Origin of the sequence: Acrocarpospora pleiomorpha (assembly GCF_009687885.1) — a bacterium.
GTDB lineage: Bacteria > Actinomycetota > Actinomycetes > Streptosporangiales > Streptosporangiaceae > Acrocarpospora > Acrocarpospora pleiomorpha.
The window spans coordinates 20,414-40,517 of the sequence record NZ_BLAF01000068.1 but is presented as its reverse complement, the minus strand read 5'-3'; the positions used below and the strand labels follow the sequence as shown (position 1 = coordinate 40,517).

The 20,104-nt window shown below is 66.9% G+C and carries 18 protein-coding genes and 1 pseudogene; 5 read left to right on the top strand and 14 right to left on the bottom strand.

Annotation, left to right across the window (positions count from 1 at the left end; genetic code table 11):
- Window positions 1-43 precede the first annotated feature (43 nt).
- Window positions 44-2,224: an intein-containing recombinase RecA gene (recA, locus tag Aple_RS56505; RefSeq protein WP_155350246.1), complete on the bottom strand. Its 2,181-nt coding sequence runs from the start codon at window positions 2,222-2,224 to the stop codon at window positions 44-46.
- A gap of 325 nt (window positions 2,225-2,549) precedes the next feature.
- Here recA and Aple_RS41410 point away from each other — a divergent pair, with 325 nt between their 5' ends.
- Complete coding sequence (locus Aple_RS41410; protein WP_155350245.1) at window positions 2,550-2,822, top strand: hypothetical protein; 273 nt, start codon at window positions 2,550-2,552, stop codon at window positions 2,820-2,822.
- A 31-nt stretch (window positions 2,823-2,853) separates the two neighbouring features.
- Here the strand turns inward: Aple_RS41410 and Aple_RS41405 are convergent, their stop codons facing one another.
- Window positions 2,854-3,048, bottom strand: coding sequence for a DUF3046 domain-containing protein (locus Aple_RS41405; RefSeq protein ID WP_155350244.1), 195 nt, complete (start codon window positions 3,046-3,048; stop codon window positions 2,854-2,856).
- A gap of 95 nt (window positions 3,049-3,143) precedes the next feature.
- Here Aple_RS41405 and Aple_RS41400 point away from each other — a divergent pair, with 95 nt between their 5' ends.
- Complete coding sequence (locus Aple_RS41400) at window positions 3,144-3,320, top strand: hypothetical protein (protein ID WP_155350243.1); 177 nt, start codon at window positions 3,144-3,146, stop codon at window positions 3,318-3,320.
- Window positions 3,321-3,340: 20 nt separating this feature from the next.
- Here Aple_RS41400 and Aple_RS41395 read toward each other — a convergent pair whose 3' ends face one another.
- Window positions 3,341-3,829 carry a VOC family protein gene (locus Aple_RS41395; RefSeq protein ID WP_155350242.1) on the bottom strand — a complete coding sequence of 163 codons (489 nt, stop codon included), beginning with the start codon at window positions 3,827-3,829 and terminating at the stop codon, window positions 3,341-3,343.
- A gap of 386 nt (window positions 3,830-4,215) precedes the next feature.
- Between Aple_RS41395 and Aple_RS41385 the strand changes: the two are divergent.
- Together Aple_RS41385 and Aple_RS56680 are read left to right on the top strand one after the other, a co-directional pair.
- Window positions 4,216-8,028, top strand: a pseudogene (locus tag Aple_RS41385) (DEAD/DEAH box helicase); the annotation flags it as partial.
- Window positions 8,029-8,154: 126 nt separating this feature from the next.
- Window positions 8,155-9,516 (top strand): Lhr family helicase, encoded by a 1,362-nt coding sequence (locus Aple_RS56680; RefSeq protein ID WP_444978889.1) that lies wholly within the window; start codon window positions 8,155-8,157, stop codon window positions 9,514-9,516.
- Window positions 9,517-9,571: 55 nt separating this feature from the next.
- On the opposite strand, the gene Aple_RS41380 is transcribed toward Aple_RS56680, so the two are convergent.
- From Aple_RS41380 to Aple_RS41360, 5 genes are all read right to left on the bottom strand, one after another.
- Window positions 9,572-10,333: an ABC transporter permease gene (locus tag Aple_RS41380; protein WP_155350241.1), complete on the bottom strand. Its 762-nt coding sequence runs from the start codon at window positions 10,331-10,333 to the stop codon at window positions 9,572-9,574.
- A 9-nt stretch (window positions 10,334-10,342) separates the two neighbouring features.
- Window positions 10,343-11,149, bottom strand: a complete 807-nt coding sequence (locus tag Aple_RS41375) for an ABC transporter ATP-binding protein (RefSeq protein ID WP_155350240.1) — start codon at window positions 11,147-11,149, stop codon at window positions 10,343-10,345.
- Window positions 11,150-11,783: 634 nt separating this feature from the next.
- A complete protein-coding gene (locus Aple_RS41370) occupies window positions 11,784-12,110 on the bottom strand; it encodes a DUF1048 domain-containing protein (RefSeq protein ID WP_155350239.1) in 327 nt (108 codons plus the stop codon).
- A gap of 1 nt (window position 12,111) precedes the next feature.
- Window positions 12,112-12,468, bottom strand: coding sequence for a DUF1048 domain-containing protein (locus tag Aple_RS41365; protein ID WP_155350238.1), 357 nt, complete (start codon window positions 12,466-12,468; stop codon window positions 12,112-12,114).
- The gene (locus Aple_RS41360) at window positions 12,465-12,791 is read right to left on the bottom strand and encodes a PadR family transcriptional regulator (protein WP_155350237.1); all 327 of its coding nucleotides are present in this window, start codon (window positions 12,789-12,791) and stop codon (window positions 12,465-12,467) included. Before Aple_RS41360 ends, Aple_RS41365 begins: the two co-directional genes overlap by 4 nt.
- A 253-nt stretch (window positions 12,792-13,044) precedes the next feature.
- Here Aple_RS41360 and Aple_RS41355 point away from each other — a divergent pair, with 253 nt between their 5' ends.
- Window positions 13,045-13,254 carry a hypothetical protein gene (locus tag Aple_RS41355; RefSeq protein WP_155350236.1) on the top strand — a complete coding sequence of 70 codons (210 nt, stop codon included), beginning with the start codon at window positions 13,045-13,047 and terminating at the stop codon, window positions 13,252-13,254.
- Window positions 13,255-13,323: 69 nt separating this feature from the next.
- Here the strand turns inward: Aple_RS41355 and Aple_RS41350 are convergent, their stop codons facing one another.
- From Aple_RS41350 to Aple_RS41325, 6 genes are all read right to left on the bottom strand, one after another.
- Window positions 13,324-13,485 carry a hypothetical protein gene (locus Aple_RS41350; protein ID WP_155350235.1) on the bottom strand — a complete coding sequence of 54 codons (162 nt, stop codon included), beginning with the start codon at window positions 13,483-13,485 and terminating at the stop codon, window positions 13,324-13,326.
- A 172-nt stretch (window positions 13,486-13,657) separates the two neighbouring features.
- Complete coding sequence (locus Aple_RS41345) at window positions 13,658-15,031, bottom strand: 2-oxo acid dehydrogenase subunit E2 (RefSeq protein ID WP_155350234.1); 1,374 nt, start codon at window positions 15,029-15,031, stop codon at window positions 13,658-13,660.
- Window positions 15,024-16,010: an alpha-ketoacid dehydrogenase subunit beta gene (locus Aple_RS41340; protein WP_155350233.1), complete on the bottom strand. Its 987-nt coding sequence runs from the start codon at window positions 16,008-16,010 to the stop codon at window positions 15,024-15,026. The genes Aple_RS41345 and Aple_RS41340 overlap by 8 nt, the downstream gene beginning before the upstream one ends.
- Window positions 16,001-16,849: a thiamine pyrophosphate-dependent dehydrogenase E1 component subunit alpha gene (locus Aple_RS41335; protein ID WP_246265112.1), complete on the bottom strand. Its 849-nt coding sequence runs from the start codon at window positions 16,847-16,849 to the stop codon at window positions 16,001-16,003. Before Aple_RS41335 ends, Aple_RS41340 begins: the two co-directional genes overlap by 10 nt.
- Window positions 16,850-17,058: 209 nt before the next feature.
- Window positions 17,059-18,708, bottom strand: coding sequence for a condensation domain-containing protein (locus tag Aple_RS41330; RefSeq protein WP_155350231.1), 1,650 nt, complete (start codon window positions 18,706-18,708; stop codon window positions 17,059-17,061).
- Window positions 18,705-20,087 (bottom strand): class I adenylate-forming enzyme family protein, encoded by a 1,383-nt coding sequence (locus tag Aple_RS41325; RefSeq protein WP_155350230.1) that lies wholly within the window; start codon window positions 20,085-20,087, stop codon window positions 18,705-18,707. Before Aple_RS41325 ends, Aple_RS41330 begins: the two co-directional genes overlap by 4 nt.
- Window positions 20,088-20,104: the final 17 nt, after the last annotated feature.

The following is a 20,104-nucleotide window of genomic DNA, read 5'->3' as shown; positions in this document are numbered from 1 at the left end:
AGCCCTTAGATATGGGCGCTGGCGCTGAGGGTCGTGAGGTGGTTTAGACGTCGCCGGGCTTGGGGGTGGACTTGGTGCGGGCTGTGGAGGTGGTTGTGGGGGCGGGGGTGGTGGGAGGAGCGGGCGGGGTGTCGATGCGGGGGCCGACGCCGAGTTTTTCCTTGATCTTCTTTTCGATCTCGTTGGCGATGTCGGGGTTGTTCTTGAGGAAGTTGCGGGCGTTCTCCTTGCCCTGACCGAGCTGGTCGCCTTCGTAGGTGTACCAGGCGCCGGCCTTGCGGACGAAGCCGTGTTCGACGCCCATGTCGATCAGGCCGCCTTCGCGGGAGATGCCGAAGCCGTACAAAATGTCGAAGTCGGCGACGCGGAAGGGTGGGGCCATCTTGTTCTTGACGACCTTCACGCGGGTGCGGTTGCCGACCGGCTCGGTGCCGTCCTTGAGGGTTTCGATCCGGCGGACGTCGAGACGGACCGACGCGTAGAACTTCAGCGCCTTGCCGCCCGTCGTGGTCTCCGGGCTGTTGTGAACCATGACCCCGTCGACGAAGTAGTTGTGCGTGCCCTCGACCTCAAGGTCGAACTTCTTCATCGAACGCGTCTCCGGCTTGACGTGCACATCGAGAATCGCGGCCGGGACCAGCCGGTTCTCCGGTTCGGCGAACCGCGGCTCGACCGCGAACCGGCCCTGGAAGCGGGGCAGCAGCTTGTAGGCCATCGACGGATGCACGTAGGGGGCGACCAGTTGCTGGAACTTCGCCGAGGACTCGGTGCTGAACTGGAGCACCGCGACCTGACGCGCGCCCGCGTGCCGGAGCTCGACGTCGAGCCCATGAGTGTCGCGCAGGTAGTCGGCCAGCCGATCCCGCGACCCCTCGCTCATGGCCTCGACGCAGATCTCGATCCGCCCGGAACCGCCTTCGGTGCGCGTCTGAAGACCCTTGGAGCGAACCGTGAACCCGCCGTCGTCCATGTACCACACAGCGAGGGCGAGCGGGGTGAGCGCCTTGAGGAACTCCCACGTCAGGTGCTTCTTGCCGTCGCCGAAGTAGACCACCTGGCGAAGCTCGTCGAGTTCGGGGAGGGGGGTGAAATCAGCGAACACCGCCCCCGTCGCGTTGGTGCTCTTCGAATGGCCGACGTTGCCCAGAAGGGAGCACTTCCAGTCGAGATACGCCTCCTGCTCGGCCCCATGACCCATCCGGAACCGAACGCCGGACCGGCCCCGGCGGTTGGGCGAGAGGTTGCCGTCCCCCATGACCGAGCCGAGAATCACCTGCCACTGCGAATCGCTGAGCCGATGGGTTTCCGAGATCATGACACGGTCACCGGCGATGAGCTCGCCGGCTTCGGCCCAGCCGCCGGGGGTGCGGACCAGGTGGTTCTCCGTGGCCGCGAACTGCGCCTTGCCGTTGCCACCGGATTTGGCGACGGTGAACTGCAGGAAACGCTCCGCGTTGCCGTTGTCGAACCAGTTGGCGATGCGGCGGGGCACCACCCGGTCGGTTTCCGGGTCGTAGGACAGGACTTCGACGTCCAGACGCTGGTTGACGATCTTGCCGATCTTCTCCTGCGTGCCGTCGGCCAGCGTCACCCGCGTCCCGTACGAGAAGCAGCCGAACATGACGCCGATCTTCTCGCGGAGCTGGTTGATGAAGATGGCGGTGGTGCCGGTGTTGTTGAGGGCGCCGGCGACCTTGCGCAGGGCCTGGGACATCAGGCGGGCCTGGAGGCCGACGTGGCTGTCGCCCATCTCGCCCTCGATTTCGGCCTTCGGGACCAGGGCGGCCACCGAGTCGATGACGATGATGTCGACCGCGCCGGAGCGGATCAGCATGTCGGCGATCTCCAGTGCCTGCTCGCCGGTGTCCGGCTGGGAGACCAGGAGCGCGTCCACGTCGACGCCGAGCTTCTTGGCGTATTCCGGGTCGAGCGCGTGCTCCGCGTCGATGAAGGCGGCGATGCCGCCCCCGCGCTGGGCGTTGGCCACCGCGTGCAGGGCGACCGTGGTCTTACCCGAGGATTCCGGGCCGTAGACCTCGACGATCCGGCCGCGGGGGAAGCCGCCGATGCCGAGCGCGACGTCCAGCGCGATCGCCCCGGTCGGGATCACTTCGATGGGGGCTCGGGCATCATCGCCGAGGCGCATGACGGAGCCCTTGCCGAACTGCCGCTCGATCTGGGCGAGGGCGGTCTCAAGGGCCTTCTCGCGGTCGTTGATTGCCATTGGGGTGCCCCCTGTGAGGGTCGTGGTTTTCTCGGTCACCGGAAAGCTACGGGGTGCCGCCGACATTTTCCGGGCCTCACGGAAGAGGCGACGTACCAAGGCGGCAGGTCAAATATAGCCGAACGACTGTTCGATCTCACCCGGAACGCGAGATGCGCTCCGCCGGGGCTGCGCAAACACCCACGAATGCCATTGGCCACCCCAACCTCAGAGTCACATTCCCGGGCATTCTGTCTGAGCTGTTGCCATGCCACTGACCTGCAGCGATCCTTGAGGAAACGGGCCGTTCGCGCGGCCGAGGAACTGCGAACCCCTAGGTGGCGACGTGGCGAGCACCAGCGCGTACGCCCGGCAACGCCGTACCCATCTGGAGGCGCTGGCCGAGCAGTTACCGGAGCGCGGACTCGTGAGCCGCATGCTGGGGGGCGACGACCCCGTCCTCTGGGTCTGGCATCCGCACACCGGCAGGCAGACGATCGTCTTCGCCACGCCCGCGAAGGACGGCTGGCTCTTCCTCTGGTCGCCCGACGGCCAGGAGAGCGCCGAGGACCTCGACCTCACCGCCGACTCGGTCAAGAAACTGCTGGCCGAGTCCTGATCCGCCGCGTGCCTCGGTGAGGAGGGGTATGTCAGCGCAGGCGGGTGTCCACGTCCACGGCCTGGCAGACGGCTCGCCAGATCTGTTTGGCGCCCACGCCGTCGGCCAGGGCCTGCTCCACCGTCCGGCCGCCCAGGTCGGCGATGACGTAGTCACGGGCCCACGATTCCGCATACCCCGCGCCGAAGTGGGTGTTCATCCGTTCCCAGAATTCAGTGAGGCGCATGGGTTCAAGTATGGCCGCGACTGGGATAGGAAGAATCCACGACGGAACGGGCGCGACCGGGGGACACGCCGAGGCGCAAGCACTGGGAGGCCCCCATGCCCAAGCTCACCCCCGCGATCCGGCACGCGCGCAAGGCCAGGAAGAAGCGCCTGCGGAACCTGATCCGCCAGGCCGTCATCGACCAGAAGGCCGAACGCGCGGAACGACACGCCGCCAACGCCCCGGTCCCCCGCGAAGGAGTCCCCCGCACCCGCCGCGCTTCCCGCCGCTGAAGGTCGAACCCGACGAGGGGTTAGAGGACGCGGGAGCCGTACATTTCGCCGAGGGGGTCGGCGAGGAGTTCCAGGCGGGCTCCGTCGGGGTCGCGGAAGTAGATCGAGGCGCCGCTTTCCAGGACGTGTGGTACGCCTGCCGCCTCCAGTTTGCCCCGCAACCGTTCCCAGTTGACGGGGTCGACGGAGATCGCGATGTGGTGCAGGCCGCCGAGAACCTCCTGGTACGGGCCGAGGTCGAGGCCGGGGAAGTCGAAGAAGGCCAGCAGGTTGCCGTTGCCGATGTCGAAGAAGAAGTGGTTGGAGCCCTTGTAGTCCCGGTTCTCGAAGATCTCGGTTAGCGGGAACTCCAGCAGTTCCTGGTAGAACTGGATCGTACGTTCGACGTTGGAGGAGAGCAGGGCGAAGTGGTGGAGGCCACGTGCGCTGCTGGGCGGCCGCCGCTCCTGGAGGTAGCGGTCGCGGATTCCTTCACGTGTTGACTCGATGGCCGCATAGTCAATGTCCATAGTTCAGGTGATTGTCCCCCGAAAAGGGCGATCAATCCGTCACGGCAGCCCACAATCTCCTCCATCTGCGGTCCACTGGCGTGCCCTGAACAGGCTGGCGTCGGCCCCTTCTTTGCTGGGACAAAACGGAACATATCGGTAATACGATGACAGAAGGATCAAGGCGGGCGTCGCGGGATTGTGTCGGTGCTGGCATGCATGATGGGGGGCAGACCGGCGGCCGGGGTTGAGTTGACTTCCTCGCCACGGTCGAAGCCAGAGGTTCCGACGCTCAAGGAGATTTGATGAGCGGCAGCGCGCTGGAGTGCTTCGACCCGGTGACCAGGGAATGGTTCGCCGGAGCATTCGCCGTACCCACCGCCGCCCAGGAAGGCGCGTGGACTTCGATCACCCGCGGCGACAACACCCTCGTCGTGGCCCCCACCGGCTCCGGCAAGACCCTCGCGGCCTTCCTCTGGTCCCTCGATCGGCTCGCCGCCGGGCAAATGTCACCCGTAAGCTCCGTCGACACCTCTGCAAACCCGGGCGAAGCAAAGGATTCTGGAACAGAACCAGCCCGACAGGGCGATGACCAGCCCAGCAAAGATAAGCACGGCAAAAACCGGCACGGTCACGAACCGAGCCAACTAGGTGCCGGATCAGGCCACCCAGCTGCTGGATCCGGCAGGCCAGGTCCTGGATCGGGTCGCTCAGGTCCCGGGGCGGGTCGGCGGGGCAAGCGTGAAGCCAAGCCCAAACGACTCTGCCGGGTCCTCTACGTGTCGCCGTTGAAGGCGCTGGCGGTGGACGTTGAGCGGAACCTGCGGGCGCCGCTGACCGGGATCAAGCAGACGGCGAGGCGGCTGGGACTTCCGGTGCCGGATATATCCGTCGCTATTCGGTCTGGGGACACCTCGGCCGAGGATCGGCGCCGTTTCGCCGCTAACCCGGCCGACATCCTGATCACCACGCCGGAATCCCTGTTCCTGATCCTGACCTCGCAGGCCCGCGAAGCCCTGCGCGGCGTCGAGACGGTGATCATCGACGAGGTGCACGCGGTGGCGCCCACCAAGCGAGGCGCCCATCTGGCCCTCAGCCTGGAGCGCCTGGACGCCCTGCTCCCCCGCCCCGCCCAGCGAATCGGCCTCTCCGCGACGGTGCGCCCGGTCAGCGAGGTGGCCGCCTTCCTCGGCGGCTCCCGCCCGGCCACGATCGTGCAACCCCCTTCCGACAAAGTCCTCGAAATCGACGTCGTCGTCCCCGTCGAAGACATGACCGAAGTCTCCGGCATGCCCTCAGACGCCCACGGAGAACCCGCCCAGCGCAGCATCTGGCCCCACGTCGAGGAACACCTCCTCGACCTCATCGAGTCCCACCACTCGACGATCATCTTCGCCAACTCCCGCCGCCTCTCCGAACGCCTCTGCACCCGCCTCAACGAACTGGCCTGGGAACGCCGGACCTTCCGAACATCCCTCGCCGCAGGAGGTGAGACGGGCTCATACCCGGAGGAGACCGAGGCCGGGCAATCGTTTGGCCATATGCCTAGCGATCTCGCCGACGAAGGATCCGTCGAGGGGGAATCTGTTCATGGGGGTGAGCAAGCGTCTGGCCGCACGCCCGACGGCCCCACCAGCGAGACGCTCGACCAACAGAAGCCCGCTCACTGGGCCAAGCAAACGTCTGACCACGAACCCGACGACCCCACCGGCGAGATATTCGGCCAGCGGGAGCATGCGGCTGACCAGGCGCATGACGATGAAACCGACATAGCGCCCGTCGAGCGGGAGCCTGTGCATTGGGCTTCGGGGTTTGAGCAGGTGTTGGCTCGGGGGCGGGAAGGGGGGCCCGCTGGGTCGTTGCGGACGCCGGCGGCGATGATGGCGCAGGCGGGGGCGTCCAAGGGGGCGGTGCCTGAGGTGGTGCGGGCGCATCATGGGTCGGTTTCCAAGGAAGAGCGGTCGCAGATCGAGGAGGCGCTGAAGTCGGGGCGGTTGCCGGCTGTGGTGGCCACGTCGAGCCTTGAGCTGGGGATCGACATGGGGGCGGTCGATCTGGTGGCGTGTGTGGCGGCGCCGCCGAGTGTGGCCAGTGGGCTGCAGCGGATCGGGCGGGCGGGGCACCAGGTGGGGGCCGTGTCGCGGGGGGTGATTTTCCCGAAGTATCGGGGGGATCTGGTTCAGACGGCGGTAGTGGCCGAGCGGATGAAGAGCGGGCAGATCGAGGAGATGCGGTATCCGCGCAATCCGCTCGATGTGCTCGCTCAGCAGATCGTCGCCATGACGTCCGTGGACGAGTGGACGGTCGACGAGCTCGAAGAACTGGTGAAGAGAGCAGCGCCGTACGCGACTCTGCCCAGGTCGGCGCTGGAGGCGACGCTGGACATGCTGGCGGGGCGTTATCCCAGCGAGGAGTTCGCCGAACTGCGGCCCCGGCTGGTGTGGGATCGGGTGACGGGCACGTTGCAGGGGCGGCCGGGGGCGCAACGGCTTGCGGTCACGAATGGCGGGACGATTCCCGATCGTGGGCTGTTCGGGGTGTTCCTGGTCGGGGAGAAGTCCAGCCGGGTCGGGGAACTCGACGAGGAGATGGTCTACGAGTCCCGCGTGGGGGACGTCTTCGTGCTGGGGGCGACCTCGTGGCGGATCGAGGAGATCACAGCGGATCGGGTGCTGGTCTCGCCCGCTCCTGGGCTGCCGGGGAAGTTGCCCTTCTGGCACGGTGACACGCTTGGCCGGCCCGCCGAGCTGGGCCGGGCGATCGGCGCGTTCGTCCGCGAACTGTCGGCGGGCGGCGGGGCGGCCGACCAGCGGGTCCAGGCCGCCGGGCTGGACGCCTTCGCCTCCGCGAACCTGCTCGCGTATCTGAAGGAACAACGCGACGCCACCGGCTACGTGCCGGATGATCGTACGCTGCTGGTGGAGCGGTTCCACGACGAGCTGGGCGACTGGCGAGTGGTGATCCACTCGCCGTACGGGGCACGGGTGCACGCGCCGTGGGCGCTCGCGATCGGGCGGCGGCTGCGCGAACGATACGGGGTGGGCGTGCAGGCCGTGCACTCCGACGACGGGATCGTGCTGCGGGTGCCGGACACGCTGGACGACGCGCCCTCGGATCTCGCGGCGTTCGACGCGGAGGAGATCGAGCAGATCGTCGTGGAGGAGCTGGGCGGTTCCGCGCTGTTCTCGTCCCGGTTCCGGGAGTGCGCGGGGCGGGCGCTGCTGTTGCCTCGCCGTATGCCGGGGAAGCGGAGCCCGTTGTGGCAGCAGCGGCAGCGGGCGGCCCAGCTGCTGGGCGCGGCCAGCAAGTACGCGAGTTTCCCGGTCGTGCTGGAGACCATGCGCGAATGCCTGCAGGACGTGTTCGACGTGCCCGGGCTGGTCCAGCTGATGCGGGACATCTCGGCGCGGCGGGTCAGAGTGGTCGAGGTGGAGACCGGTCAGGCGTCGCCGTTCGCGGCGTCGCTGCTGTTCAACTACATCGGCGCGTTCATGTACGAAGGGGATGCGCCGCTGGCCGAAAGACGGGCGCAGGCGCTCGCGCTGGACACGTCGTTGCTCGCCGAGCTGCTGGGCCAGGCGGATCTGCGGGAGCTGCTCGATCCTGACGTGATCGCGGAGTCGGAACGCGAGCTGGCCCGGCTCGACCGGCCGCTGCGGGACGCGGAGGATCTGGCCGATCTGCTCCGGTCGCACGGTCCGCTGCTGACCGAGGACGTGTCCATCCGCGAGGGCGACCCCCGGTGGCTGGCCGAGCTGGAACGGGCACGACGGGTGATCAGGGTGCGGGTCGCGGGCCAGGAGCAGTGGGCCGCGATCGAGGACGCCTGGCGGCTGCGGGACGCGCTCGGCGCGCCGCTCCCGGTCGGCGTGCCGCTGGAGTTCCTGGATCCGCCCGACGCGACCCTCCGCGGCGAACGATCCTCCGCCCCCGACCCGATCGGCGACCTCGTCGCCCGGCACGCCCGCACCCGAGGACCCTTCGAGGCCGGTACGGCTGCCGCCCGCTTCGGCGTGGGCATCGCCGTCGTGAACGACGCCCTGCGGCGGCTGGCGGCGTCCGGACGTGTGGTGAGCGGCGAGTTCCGGCCCGGGGGTCGCGGTGAGGAGTGGTGCGACTCCGGCGTGCTCCGCCTGCTCCGGCGCAGATCGCTGGCCCGGCTCCGCAAGGAAGTGGAACCGGTTCCGCCCGAGGTGCTGGCCGCCTTCCTGCCGCAATGGCATGGCGTCAGCACACAATTGTTCGACGCCTCGGAGAATTCGGAGATTTCCAGGGACGGCCGGGGAGCCACCCGCGCCTATGGGAGGTCGGCGAATCGAGACGACCTCGGTGGCGACGGCAGCCCGATGCGGACGTACGACGGCTCGGGGGCTCAGTATGGCCCCGGCCGGATGGCGTCGGCGTCTGGCGGGTCGGAGAATCGGGGGTTCCAGGGCGGCCGGAGCCCGATGCAGGCGATGGACGCTCTGGTGAATGCGATCGAGCGGCTGCAAGGGGCGGCGGTTCCGGCTTCGGCGTTGGAGACGTTGGTGCTGCCGGGGCGGGTTCCGGGGTATTCGCCGGCTTTGCTGGACGAGCTGACGGCTTCGGGTGATGTCATCTGGGCCGGACAGGGGTCGTTGCCGGGTGGGGACGGGTGGGTTTCGCTGTATTTCGCGGATACGGCTCCGCTGCTCATGCCGGAGCCTGCCGAGATCACCATGACGCCGTTGCACGACCTTGTGCTGGAGGTTCTCAGCGGAGGTGGGGCACTCTTCTTCCGTGATCTTTCGAATCGGGTGACGCCCGGCGCGGGGGCGGTGCCGGATGATCAGACACTGGCGGCGGTGTTGTGGGATCTCGTCTGGTCGGGGCGGGTGACCGGGGACACGCTCGCGCCGTTGCGGGCGACGCTGGGCACGGGCAGGCCCGCGCATCGACCGGCGGCGACCCGGCGACGGCGCGCGGTCCTGCCGACGCGTACGGGGCCGCCGACGGTTGGCGGCCGGTGGTGGTTGCTGCCGGAGCCCGCCGGGGACGGCACCCAGCGCGTCCACGCGCAGGCCGAGGTGCTGCTTGAGCGGCATGGCGTGCTGACCAGGGGCGGCGTCACCTCTGAGCGTCTGCCCGGCGGATTCTCGGCCGTCTATCAGGTGCTTCGGGCGTTCGAGGAGAGCGGGCGATGCCGTCGCGGCTACTTCGTCGAAGGTCTGGGCGGAGCGCAGTTCGCCAGTCCGGGGGCCGTCGATCGCATGCGGGCCATGGCGCCGTCAGGCGCCGCGGAAGCCGAGGCGGCGAGCCAGGGTGGGTCGCCGCTCGATTCGCTGTGGCAGGCCGGGGTGACGGCGCATGGTCGACCGCCTCGGCGCACGGTCGTGCTGGCGGCCGCTGATCCGGCCAATCCTTACGGAGCCGCTTTGCCGTGGCCCGATCGGGCCGAGGACGTCACGCATCGCCCGGGGCGCAAGGCGGGGTCGCTGGTGGTCTTGGTCGACGGGCGGCTCATCCTCTATGTGGAGCGTGGGGGGAAGACGCTGCTCTCGTTCGGGGCGGAGGACGACCTTCGCCCGGCGGTGACCGCGTTGGCGACCGCCGTACGAGAAGGGGCGCTGGGCAAGCTGACCGTTGAGCGAGCGGATGGGACCGCGATCACATCGTCACCGCTGGGGGCCGCCCTGGAGGCAGCGGGGTTCCATCCCACGCCTCGTGGGCTGCGTATTCGCGGGTGAGCACCGCAAGTCCTGGGAATTCCCCGTTTCATCCCGGTGGGGCTAGCGAACCTACCTAGGCGGTCCTGCGGCGGTAGGTGTTCATGGCGAAGGCGAACGCGACGATGAGGATGCCGACACACCAGGCGAGGGCGATCCAGATGCCGGTGCCGACCGGCTGCTGGGTGAACAGGTTGCGGAGGGCGTCGACGATGGAGGTCACCGGCTGGTGCTCGGCGAAGGCGCGCACCGGGCCGGGCATGGTGTCGGTGGGCACGAAGGCCGAGCTGAGGAACGGCAGGAAGATGAGCGGGTAGGAGAACGCGCTCGCGCCGTCCACGCTCTTCGCGGTGAGGCCGGGGATGACGGCCAGCCACGTCAATGCCAGGGTGAACAGGATCAGGATGCCGGCCACCGCGAGCCATGCCGGCACTCCCGCCGCCGAGCGGAAGCCCATCAGCAGGGCGACGAGCACGACGACCACGAGCGAGATCAGATTGGCGATTAGCGAGGTCAGCACGTGCGCCCACAGTACGGACGAGCGTGCGGTCGGCATGGACTGGAAGCGCTCGAAGATGCCGCTCTTCATGTCGGTGAAGAGCCGGAACGCGGTGTAGGCGATGCCCGAGGCAACGGTGATGAGCAGGATGCCGGGCAGCAGGTAGTTCACATACGACTCCGACCCTGTGTCGATCGCGCCGCCGAACACGTAGACGAACATCAGCATCATGGCGATCGGCATGATCGCGGTGGTGATGATGGTGTCCGGGCTGCGCGCGATGTGGCGCAGGGATCGTCCCAGCAGGACGGCGGTGTCGCCGAAGAAATGCTTGGTCATCGTGGTTCCTTACGCGTTCGTACCAACATTGCGGTCATGGCCGTTCTTGCCGTTGTCACCGATGAGGGCGAGGAAGACGTCCTCGAGAGTCGGCTGCTTTTCGACGTATTCGACCTTGGCCGGCGGGAGCAGTCGCTTGAGCTCGGCCAGGGTGCCGTTGACGATGATCCGGCCCTGGTGCAGGATCGCGATCCGGTCGGCGAGGTGTTCGGCCTCGTCCAGATACTGCGTCGTGAGCAGCACCGTCGTACCGTGGTGGGCGAGTTCCTTGACGGCCTGCCACACCTCGATGCGCGCCTGGGGGTCCAGTCCGGTGGTCGGTTCGTCGAGGAAGATGACCGGCGGATTGCCGATGAGGCTCATCGCGATGTCGAGGCGGCGGCGCATGCCACCCGAATACGTCGACACCTTCCGCGCGCCCGCATCCGTCAGCGAGAAACGCTTCAGCAGGTCATCGGCGATCTTGCCCGGATCCTTGAGGTGCCGCAGCCGGGCAACCAGCACCAGGTTCTCCCGCCCGCTGAGAATCTCATCGACGGCCGCGAACTGCCCCGTCAGGCTGATCGATTCCCGTACGTTCGCTGGTTGCGTGGCGATGCCGAAGCCGTTGACGCTGGCCGTGCCCGCGTCAACCTTGAGCAGCGTGGACAGGATTTTCACGACCGTGGTCTTGCCCGCCCCGTTGGAGCCGAGCAGGGCGAAGATGCTGCCCCGCGCCACGTCGAAGTCCACGCCGCGCAGCACCTGCAGCTCTTTGTACGACTTCTGCAGGCCCTGCACGTGGATCACAGGCCCTCGGACCCTATTGGCTGTCATTCAGATATCCGTTCTCTGTTTGGTCACGGCTTGTCGCCCGTGGCGCGATCGATGGCGTTGGTCAGCCGTTCTCGCTCGCGGCTGATCCGCTGTCCCGGCGGATGGTTCGCTAGGAATGCCTCGGCGAATTCCGGCCAGCCCTGCCCGGCGGCTTCGCGGATGGGAGTTCCGTCCGCCGCTCTCTGCTCGACCAGGTCGGCGAGATCTTCCGGCGTCGCTGGCAGGCTGTCCGCCTTGTCCGGCGGCCTGAAGGACTGCGGGTACCGCTGCAGCGCATTGATCGCCGTGTGAGAGGTGGCGGGAAACCGCCTTGGATGGCCGATGGCGCCGTCGTCCTCAGTCGGCCCGGTGAGTGTCTCCAGGGCTACTGGTAGCGCCGCTTCGGCTCGCTCGCTCGGCTGATTTCGTAGGTGAGTGCGCGGCGGCTATAAGACTCTGGTGACGCTGCTGCACGAGTAAAGGCCAAGGGATCTTCGTACCGGCAGCACAAGCAGCGCGTGTTCAAGACCTCCTATACCGCACGGGCTTGATTCAGATCATCGAGGCGCTGGAGTTCGGTCGACCAACACCGTACATGCGCCGATGATCCAGGCGCTGGCGCTGATCAAGCGGTATAGGGCCGAGTCGACGGGTGTTACTTCTCGGCTGTGCCGGGTTCCCCTCTGATGGACTCCTGATAGATGTCCGCGTAGGTGCGCGAGTCCTTGACCAGGTCGTCGCAGAAGGCAGCGACGTCGTTGCCGATGAGTTCCAGGACTCCCTTGCCGGCCGCGACGCCTTCCCCGAAGAAATCGACGATCCCTGAGAGCAGGGACCCGTCAAGCAAGTCGATCGGTCCAACCTTGAAGAAGTACCTCTGAATCTCCTTGTAGACGATCTGATAGTCCGGCGGGAGCGCCTTGACCCGCGCCATGTGCGCCCGCCACTGCTTCTTGCCCTCGATGATGTCTTGGATGCCCACGTCAGCCTCCTAGCCGGCCCAATTTCCTTGCCACGTTCCTGTTCAACTGCTCGCGCCACCGGTCGTGAAAGCTCCGGGCCCCTTCTCCGCCGGCCAGCGCCGCGCAGAAGCCCTCGATGTCGTCACCCAGCACCTCGTGAATGCTCCGCCCATCGGACGCTGTCTCTTCGAGCAGCCCCAGAGCATTGTCGAGAATCGGCATCAGGTTTCGACCTGTGAAGTCCGAGTAGAGAGAAAGATGACCCTTGATCTCCTCCCACGCCGCCCGGTAGTCGGCCGGCAATGCCTCGGCCCGGGTTTCGAACGCCTTCCATTCCCTGGTGAGATCGCTGCCTGTCATGGTCTCCCAGAAGTTCATCTCCCGCCCTCCTTGAGCTTGTCGATCCGTGATGTGATGTACTCCCATTTAGCCCAGAACGTTGCGAGTTCTTCGCGCCCCGCGTCGTTGAGCGCATAGAACTTGCGCGGCGGGCCCAGCCCGGACGGTCGTTTCGTCGCCTGGACGAGTCCGTTCTTCTCCAACCGCAGCAGGATGGTGTAAACAGTCCCCTCGACGACGTCGGCGAAGCCGAGTTCGTTCAGCCGACGCGTGATGGCGTACCCGTAGGTCTCCTCGCTGCCGATGATTTCAAGCACGCAGCCCTCAAGCGTGCCCTTCAGCATCTCCGTCAGGTCGTCCATCGTGGGTCCTCTTCGGTCTCCTGGTACTTCGTAGTACCGAGTACCACTATACGATACCACGGAGTAGTGGACCATGCCTAGCGAGCGCAGGCCACGGAAGCGATTCGAATCATCGGCACCGCACTCGGTGCGCGGCGAGTGAGGGGGACTGGAGGTTGCTTGGCGGCGGGGCGTTGTTTGTGCAGGCCGAACGCGATCCATGAGCCCTGTTCGGACATGACGACCAAGTGACCTCGTCTGTGCAGGTGTTGGCGTGGTCCCTGATGGAGGGCTCGCGGCTCGCTACGACAAGCACGCGATCACCTACCGCGCCGCGGTCGTCCTTAGCGCCATCGGGAGCCTGCCGCCGACGGCCGGCGCGAGGAAGGAGAAGGGGGCTTCCCCCACCATGACAGCACCTGACATTCCGCTGCGCCGTCCGACGAGCGCCGGGTTCACCTTTACCGTGATGGCCGGGGACTAGCGGGGATGTAGCCGCGGCGCGCGTTCCTCAAGCATCCGTGCGAAATACGCTCGTCCAGCGGCGACCGGCCTACACCACGCAGTGGGTCGCGCAGCACTGGCAGAAGCCCATGGCCGCGCCCCGCCGCACCACCACCCGGCACGATGCGGCATCGGACGACGCGCCCTCGGGCATCCGATCCGGCGACGGACGGCACCGCCCCATGACGACCAGAGCGATCGTCGTGGGCATCGGACCGTCCAGGCCAATCGGGACGGCCGAGGGAATGAGGAAACCCGCCGCCCCGTCACGGAGCGTGCACACGATGCACGTGCCCGGACAGGGAACACGCAAGGAACGCGGGCGACCAGCGCACCCAAAACCGTTCGGGATCCGCGCAGTGCCCGGGGCGTGGGTCCAAGACTCACTCCTGCTCACTGATTGGGAACGGTTCGTGGATGGTGTCTTTCAGGGCGCGGAGGAAGAGGGCGGCTTCGCGGCCGTTGATCAGGCGGTGGTCGTAGGCGAGGCCGATGTTGGCGACCTTTTTGGTGGTCAGGGTGTCGTCGTTGAGGGTGAGGACGGGTTGGGGAGCGGTGATCGCTAGGGCGCAGGCGTGGCCGGGGAAGATGAACGGGATCGCCAGGGAGACGTCGGCGTCGTGGTGGAGAGTGACCGCGATGTTGCCGTTGGCGAGGTCGGATTCGCGGAAGTCGCCGGTCGTCGAGGCCAGGCGGAATTCCATCAGACGGGTCGCGACCTCCTTCAGCGTGCGGTCGGCCGCGTTATGGATCACCGGAACGTAGAGGCCCTCGCCGGTGTCGACGGTGACGCCGATATTGGGGGCTTCGGACAGGCGTGCGGTTCTGTCGTCGGCGAGGGTGGCGAAGAACATCGGGAACGTGGCGTGAAGCCGGGCGACCGCCAGCACGAAGAGTTCGGCTAATCCGACGGGGCGACGCACCTCACGGGTCAGCCGGGCGGCGAGGTCGAGTGTGTCGTCCAGATCCATCGCCATCACGGTGTAGGCGGCGGGAATCGTCGCATGAGACAACTGGACGGCTTTGGCCACGGCCCGTTGCACTTTGGGTAGCTCGTAGGTGGCGGTGGGCACGTTCTCGGCGGCAAGGCGCTCGACATCTGCACGTCTGATCACGCTGAGCCCAAGGGAATAGACCCGCTCCACGGGAATCCCCAACTCGTCGAGGAGCGCCTGCGCGGGAACCGTGATCAAGGGCGGCTGCGTAGCCGAAGGGGAACCGGCCGAACGAGGAGCGGCCGACGAAGATGCCGATGCGATTCCGCCATGAGCCGTCGAAGCGCCAGCCGAGATGGAGAGCGACGTTGACGCGTCTACGGAAGGCACGGACGGTCCAATGCCGGCATGCGACGCAGACGATTCAATAGCCGAAGGCGACACGGGCGGGGATGCGAATACGGAAAGCGAGGCAGACGAGTCTGCGGACAGCCCCATTCTGACATCAGCCGTGGAGGCAGATGATTTGGCGGCTAAGGGCGGCGTGGATGGTGGAGGATTTGCGGCTGTGGCGGGTTGGGGTGATTCGGGGGTGGTTGTTAGATGGGCTAGGAGTTGGCCCGGTGTGCAGTCGGCGTTTAGGGGTATTGATGGCCAGACGTAGCCGTCGGTTTCTGTGGTTATTTCGTCGGCGGCTTTGGAGGTTTCGAGGACGGCGATTGGGTCTCCGGCTTTTACGTGCTGGCCGGTTTCGACGAGCCATTCGACCACGATGTACGACGTGTCGTTGTTGTTGAGTTTGGGGACCCTGATTTCAGGCATGGAGGGCCTCCATGATGGCGGTGTGAATGGTGGATTCCTGGAGGAGGACTTGTTGCTCCAGGTGGGCGGCGGTGGGGATGACGCTGTCAGCGGAGTGGACCAGGGTCACCGGCCGGGGAAGGGTTTTCCAGAGGCGCTGGTGAATTTGATGGGCGATTTCCGCGCCCCAGGTGCCGCCCGCGGTGCTTTCTTCCGCGACGAGAATGGCTTTCGCGTTCTGGAGTGCAGGAAGCAGGGGTTCGACGTCGAACGGGTAGAGGCGAGAGGGGACCAGCAGGCAGCAGGTCACTTCGCGGTCCAGGAAGACCTGTCGCATCGCGGCCAGCGCCCGGTCGGCGACGCCGCCGGGGGCGATGATCACGCAGTCGGAGGTGGCCGGGTCGTCGATGAAGACGCGGGCGACATCGTGGAGGATGTCCTGGTTGAAGAGGGGGTCGAGGGCGTGCATGCGGCGCGTGTACAGGACCTTGTCCTCGAAGAACACGCAGGGCTGGGCGGAGGCCACCATCGCCGCGAGAACCGCGTGATTGTCGTGTAATGCCGACATCTCGTATACGGCGAGGCCGGGCACGCCGATGAAATGTTTCTGCAGGCTCTGGCTGTGGGTGGGGCCGTAGCCGCGTCCGCCGCCGGTGGGGCAGCGCACGATCAGGCGCATCGGCACGCGCGAGCCGTACATGGAGACGGATTTGGCGGCGAAGTTGATGATCTGGTCGAAGGCGAGGGCGGCGAAGTCGCTGAACATGATCTCGACGATGGCGGTGTCGCCGCAGAGGGCGAGGCCGGCGGCCAGGCCGGTGAGGCCGGATTCGCTGATGGGGGTGCCGAGGACACGGCCGGGGTAGCGGGTGGACAGGCCGCGGGTGATCTTGAAGGCACCGCCGTAGGGGTCCAGGACGTCCTCGCCGATCAGGTACGCCTTCGGGTCGTGTTCGAGCAGGTCGCCGAGGGCGGCGTTCAGGTTCTCCGCTACCCGCACGCGGACCACCGGGACAGCGGGCGGGCCGAGACCTCTCCGACGATTGCCGCGATTCGGGTTCGCGCGGCTTGATCGGCCTGGGCGAAAAGCGGAGTGGGCTCGACGCGGCGATACCAGTCGGGAAGCTGGCGTACCTGGTCAGGGGAGCGGGTGTCGTCGCCCTTGCTGTGCGGGCCGAGGCGGTGGGTGGCGAACTCGATGACCAGCGGGCGCGAATCGGTGCGTACCGACGCGATGAGCGCGGCGATCTGGGATCGGATCTCGGTGAGGTCGATCGAGGTGACGCCGTGGTGGCGGATGCCGAAGGCGTGCGCGCGGTCGCGGATCGTGCCCGCGAGCTGGCGGGTGGTGGGGGTGGACTGGGCGATGCCGTTGTTCTCGACGATCACCAGCAGGGGGAGGTTCCACAGCGACGCCAGGTTGAGCGCTTCGTAGACCGAGCCCTCGCCCCAGGTGCCGTCACCGATGTAGACGCAGGCCAGGGCGCCGGTGCCGCGCAGGTGCAGCGCGGCGCCCGCCGCGACGGGCAGGCTTTCTCCTTGTACGCCGGTGGACAGGTAGCGGTCGCGAAGGATGTGCTGGCTGCCGCCGACCCCGGAGCAGATCGCGCCCTCGCGGCCCATGATCTCGGCGAGCAGACCTTCTGGGTCCTGGTATCGGGCGAGATAGTGGCCGTGACCGCGATGATTGCTGAAAACGTAGTCGTCGGGCTGGAGCAGCGGGGTGAGGGCGACCGGCACGTATTCCTGGCCGAGGCAGGTGTGCGTGGTGCCGTTCAGCTCGCCGCGGGCGAACAGGTCGAGGAGGGCCAGCTCGAAATGCCGGATCAGGAGCAACAACTCCAGATCGGCTCGGGTGACAGCAGCCTCGTGTGAGTCGGTATCCAGGTTGGCTCGGTCCGTGGCGGCTGGCGGTGACTCAGTGTCCAGGCTGGCTCGGCCTGTGGTGGCTGGCCGTGGCTCGGTGTCCAGGCTGGCTCGGCCTGCGGTGGCTGGCGGTGATTCGGTGGCCGGGATGGTTTGGGACATGCCGGGCATGGGGGCGAGGGTCACGTCGTGCTGACCGCGGGTTCGGAGGCGTGGATGGAGTCGACCACGCCGGCGATCGTGGGAGTGTCGAAGAAGACGTCGAGGGCGACCTCGATGCCGAGGCGTTTGCGCATGCGGGCGATGATCTGGGTGATGGTGAGAGAGTGTCCGCCCAGGTCGAAAAGGTCCTCGTCGTCGCCGATCTGGTCGATGCCGAGGACTTCCTGCCAGATTTCGCGGATGGCGCCGGCGAGGTCGGTGGCGTCGGGGGTGACCTCGGAGTCACTCCGGAGGTCAAGGGAGACGGAGTTATCCGGATTTTTCATGATGGTGAGAAGGTCCTCCGCTATTTGAGCGATTTCCGGGGTCTCGTCGGGAGAGCCGGAATCTGAGCCATATTGCATGATCACGAAGAGGCCGTCAGAAGTGTCGACGGCCTGAAAGTGCAGAAGACTGCGGACGGCGTGATTAAAAACAGCCCAATCCACACTGGTCCGAAGGTCGGCAAAATCGGGTTCGTCGCGCCGTTTCCGGTAACTCACCGATACAGCCGCAAGCGCCGTTCGCGGCCTTAGCCCGCGTACGGCACGAGCAACCGGCACCGCACGAAACCTATAAATCTCCCGCAATTCTGCACGGAGCCAGCGCGCCAGCTCAACGACGGACATATCAGGAGAAGGCCGAGAGGCAACGGGCAACTCGTTGACGAACAACCCAATATTCTCCCGAACCGAGGAAGTCCGGGTAGACACATCAATCGCACAAACCGGCTCGCTATTCCCATACGAGAACAGCAACGCCTGCACAGAAGCCAAAAACAACTCAAACCGCGAAATATCCGAAATTTCAGGAAGCTCCACGCGGAATTTGTACGCCTTCGCGAAGGCAGCCCCGCGCCGTTGCCCGGAAATCCGCGGATTAGACGCCGTGCCTTCGCTCGCGAGGCGACTTGGGGTAGATGTCCCAAGCACCCACCCTTGATTTTGTTGCGCCTCCGCGCCAGCATGACGCGGCTCCGGCGAAGGACGCCCGGACGAAAGCGGCCCGGACAAGCTCGCCTCGGGCGAACGCGCCTCGGACAAACGCTGTTCCGGTAGTCCTGGGATGATCACATCGTCCGGCTCGCGCCACCGGGCCCCCCAGAATTCGCGGGCCTCCGCGAGGTCACCCGCCACCCGAACCCGCTCATCCGCCGCGAACCCCGCATACGTCTCCGTCAACCGCGGCAGCGTGCGCCCGTTGTAGAACGCCGCCAGATCCCGCACCAGCACATCCTTCGACTCCCCGTCGAAAACCAGATGATGCGCCACGAAAACCAGCACATGCCGCTCAGGCGCCAGCCGTACCAGCGTGAATCGCGCCAGCGGCCCCCGCTCCACATCGAACGGACGAAGCGTCTCTTCCAACACCAACGCGTCCAGATCGCCAGATGTCGTGACCCGAACCTTCGGTCGTGCCCCCCGCACCTCCACCGGTAGCCCGTCATCCTCGACGATCGCGCTGGACAGCACCGGGTGCCGCCGGATGACCGCCTCACACGCCTGGATCAGCGCGCTCGCGTCCAGCGCACCATCCATCCTGATAAGCACGGGCATGTGATAGGCCGACCGAGCCCGCCCCATCCGCTCGGTGATCCACATCCCCACCTGCGCGAACGACGCCTCACTCATGAAAGCGCCCGCAAAGCACGTTTATCCACCTTGCCGCCCCGATTGCGCGGCAGCGTCTCCAGCGTCAGCAACCGCGCGGGCACCTCATGCCCGGCCAGCCGCTCCCCCAGAAACGCCCGCACCTCCTCAGGCGCGACCGCATCCCGAACCACCAGCGCCGCGACCACGACCGTCCCCAGCACCGGATGCGGCACTCCGAAAGCCGCCGCCTCCTTCACCAGCGGATGCGCGTGCAGCGCCTCCTCGATCTTCAAAGTCGAGATCTTGTACGCCCCCGACTTCACCACATCACTTTCCCGATCGACCAGGTAGAGGTACCCCTCGTCGTCGAGATAGCCCAGATCCCCCATCCGTACCCACCCATCCCGGAACACTCCGGACCTGGGATCGCCGAAGTACGCGCGCGGCGCAGCCGGCGACCGCATCCACACCTCGCCGGTCTCGCCGACCCCCACCGGCGACCCGTCCGCCGCGGTGACCCGCACTCCGCCCCCGGCGGCCGGCCGCCCGACCGACCCGGGCCGCTCCGGATCGAACAGCATGATCGTCTGCGCGGGCGCGGCCTCCGTGGAGGTGTAGTAGTTCGTGATCATCGCCTGCGGGAACAGCCCGCCGAGCTCCGACGCCACCGCCGACGGCAACGGCGCCGCGGCCGACCCCAGCAGCAGCACGCTCTCCAGCGGCTCGACCCCGGCATTGATCAGCTCGATCGCCATAGCCGGCACGACGAACACCGTCCCCGCCCGATATTTCCGGATTAATCCGGCGAACCGGCCGGGGGTGAACCGTGGCAACGTCACCACCGCCGGATGTGCCCCCAGCGCGTTCACCAGCATCATCTGCCCCGCGTTCGTCCCGATCGGAAACGCGTGGACCAAATGCTTGGAGTGGCGAAACGCCCGGTAACGCGGCTCCGCCCGCAATCCGTACGCGAGGTTGGCATGTGTGGCCGTGACCCCTTTGGCCGCCCCGGTCGTCCCCGAGGTGTAGAGAATCTGCGCCGGATCACCCGCTCGCACCACCACCGGAGGCGGCGTCACATCCGACCCCGCCGCATCCCGCACAATCGCCGCCATCGAACAGTGCGCCGACAGTTGTCCGATCTCTGCCGCCGGAAGCCGGTCCGACAGCGGCACCGCGACCGCCCCGGCCCGAAGCACCCCCAGGAACGCGACCGCGTACTCAATCCACCCCGAAGCGGGGAAGACCAGCCCAACCCGATCCCCGCCAGTGATCCCCTGGCCGATCAGCCGGTTCGCGACCGCGTTCGCCCGCGCGTCCCAATCCCGGTACGCCAGCTCCCCGACCCCGTCCACGATCATGGCAACGCCATCGGGGTCGGCGACGGCCCGCGCCGCCAGCAGCTCCGGAAGCGTCATCAAAGATCCTTAATGAT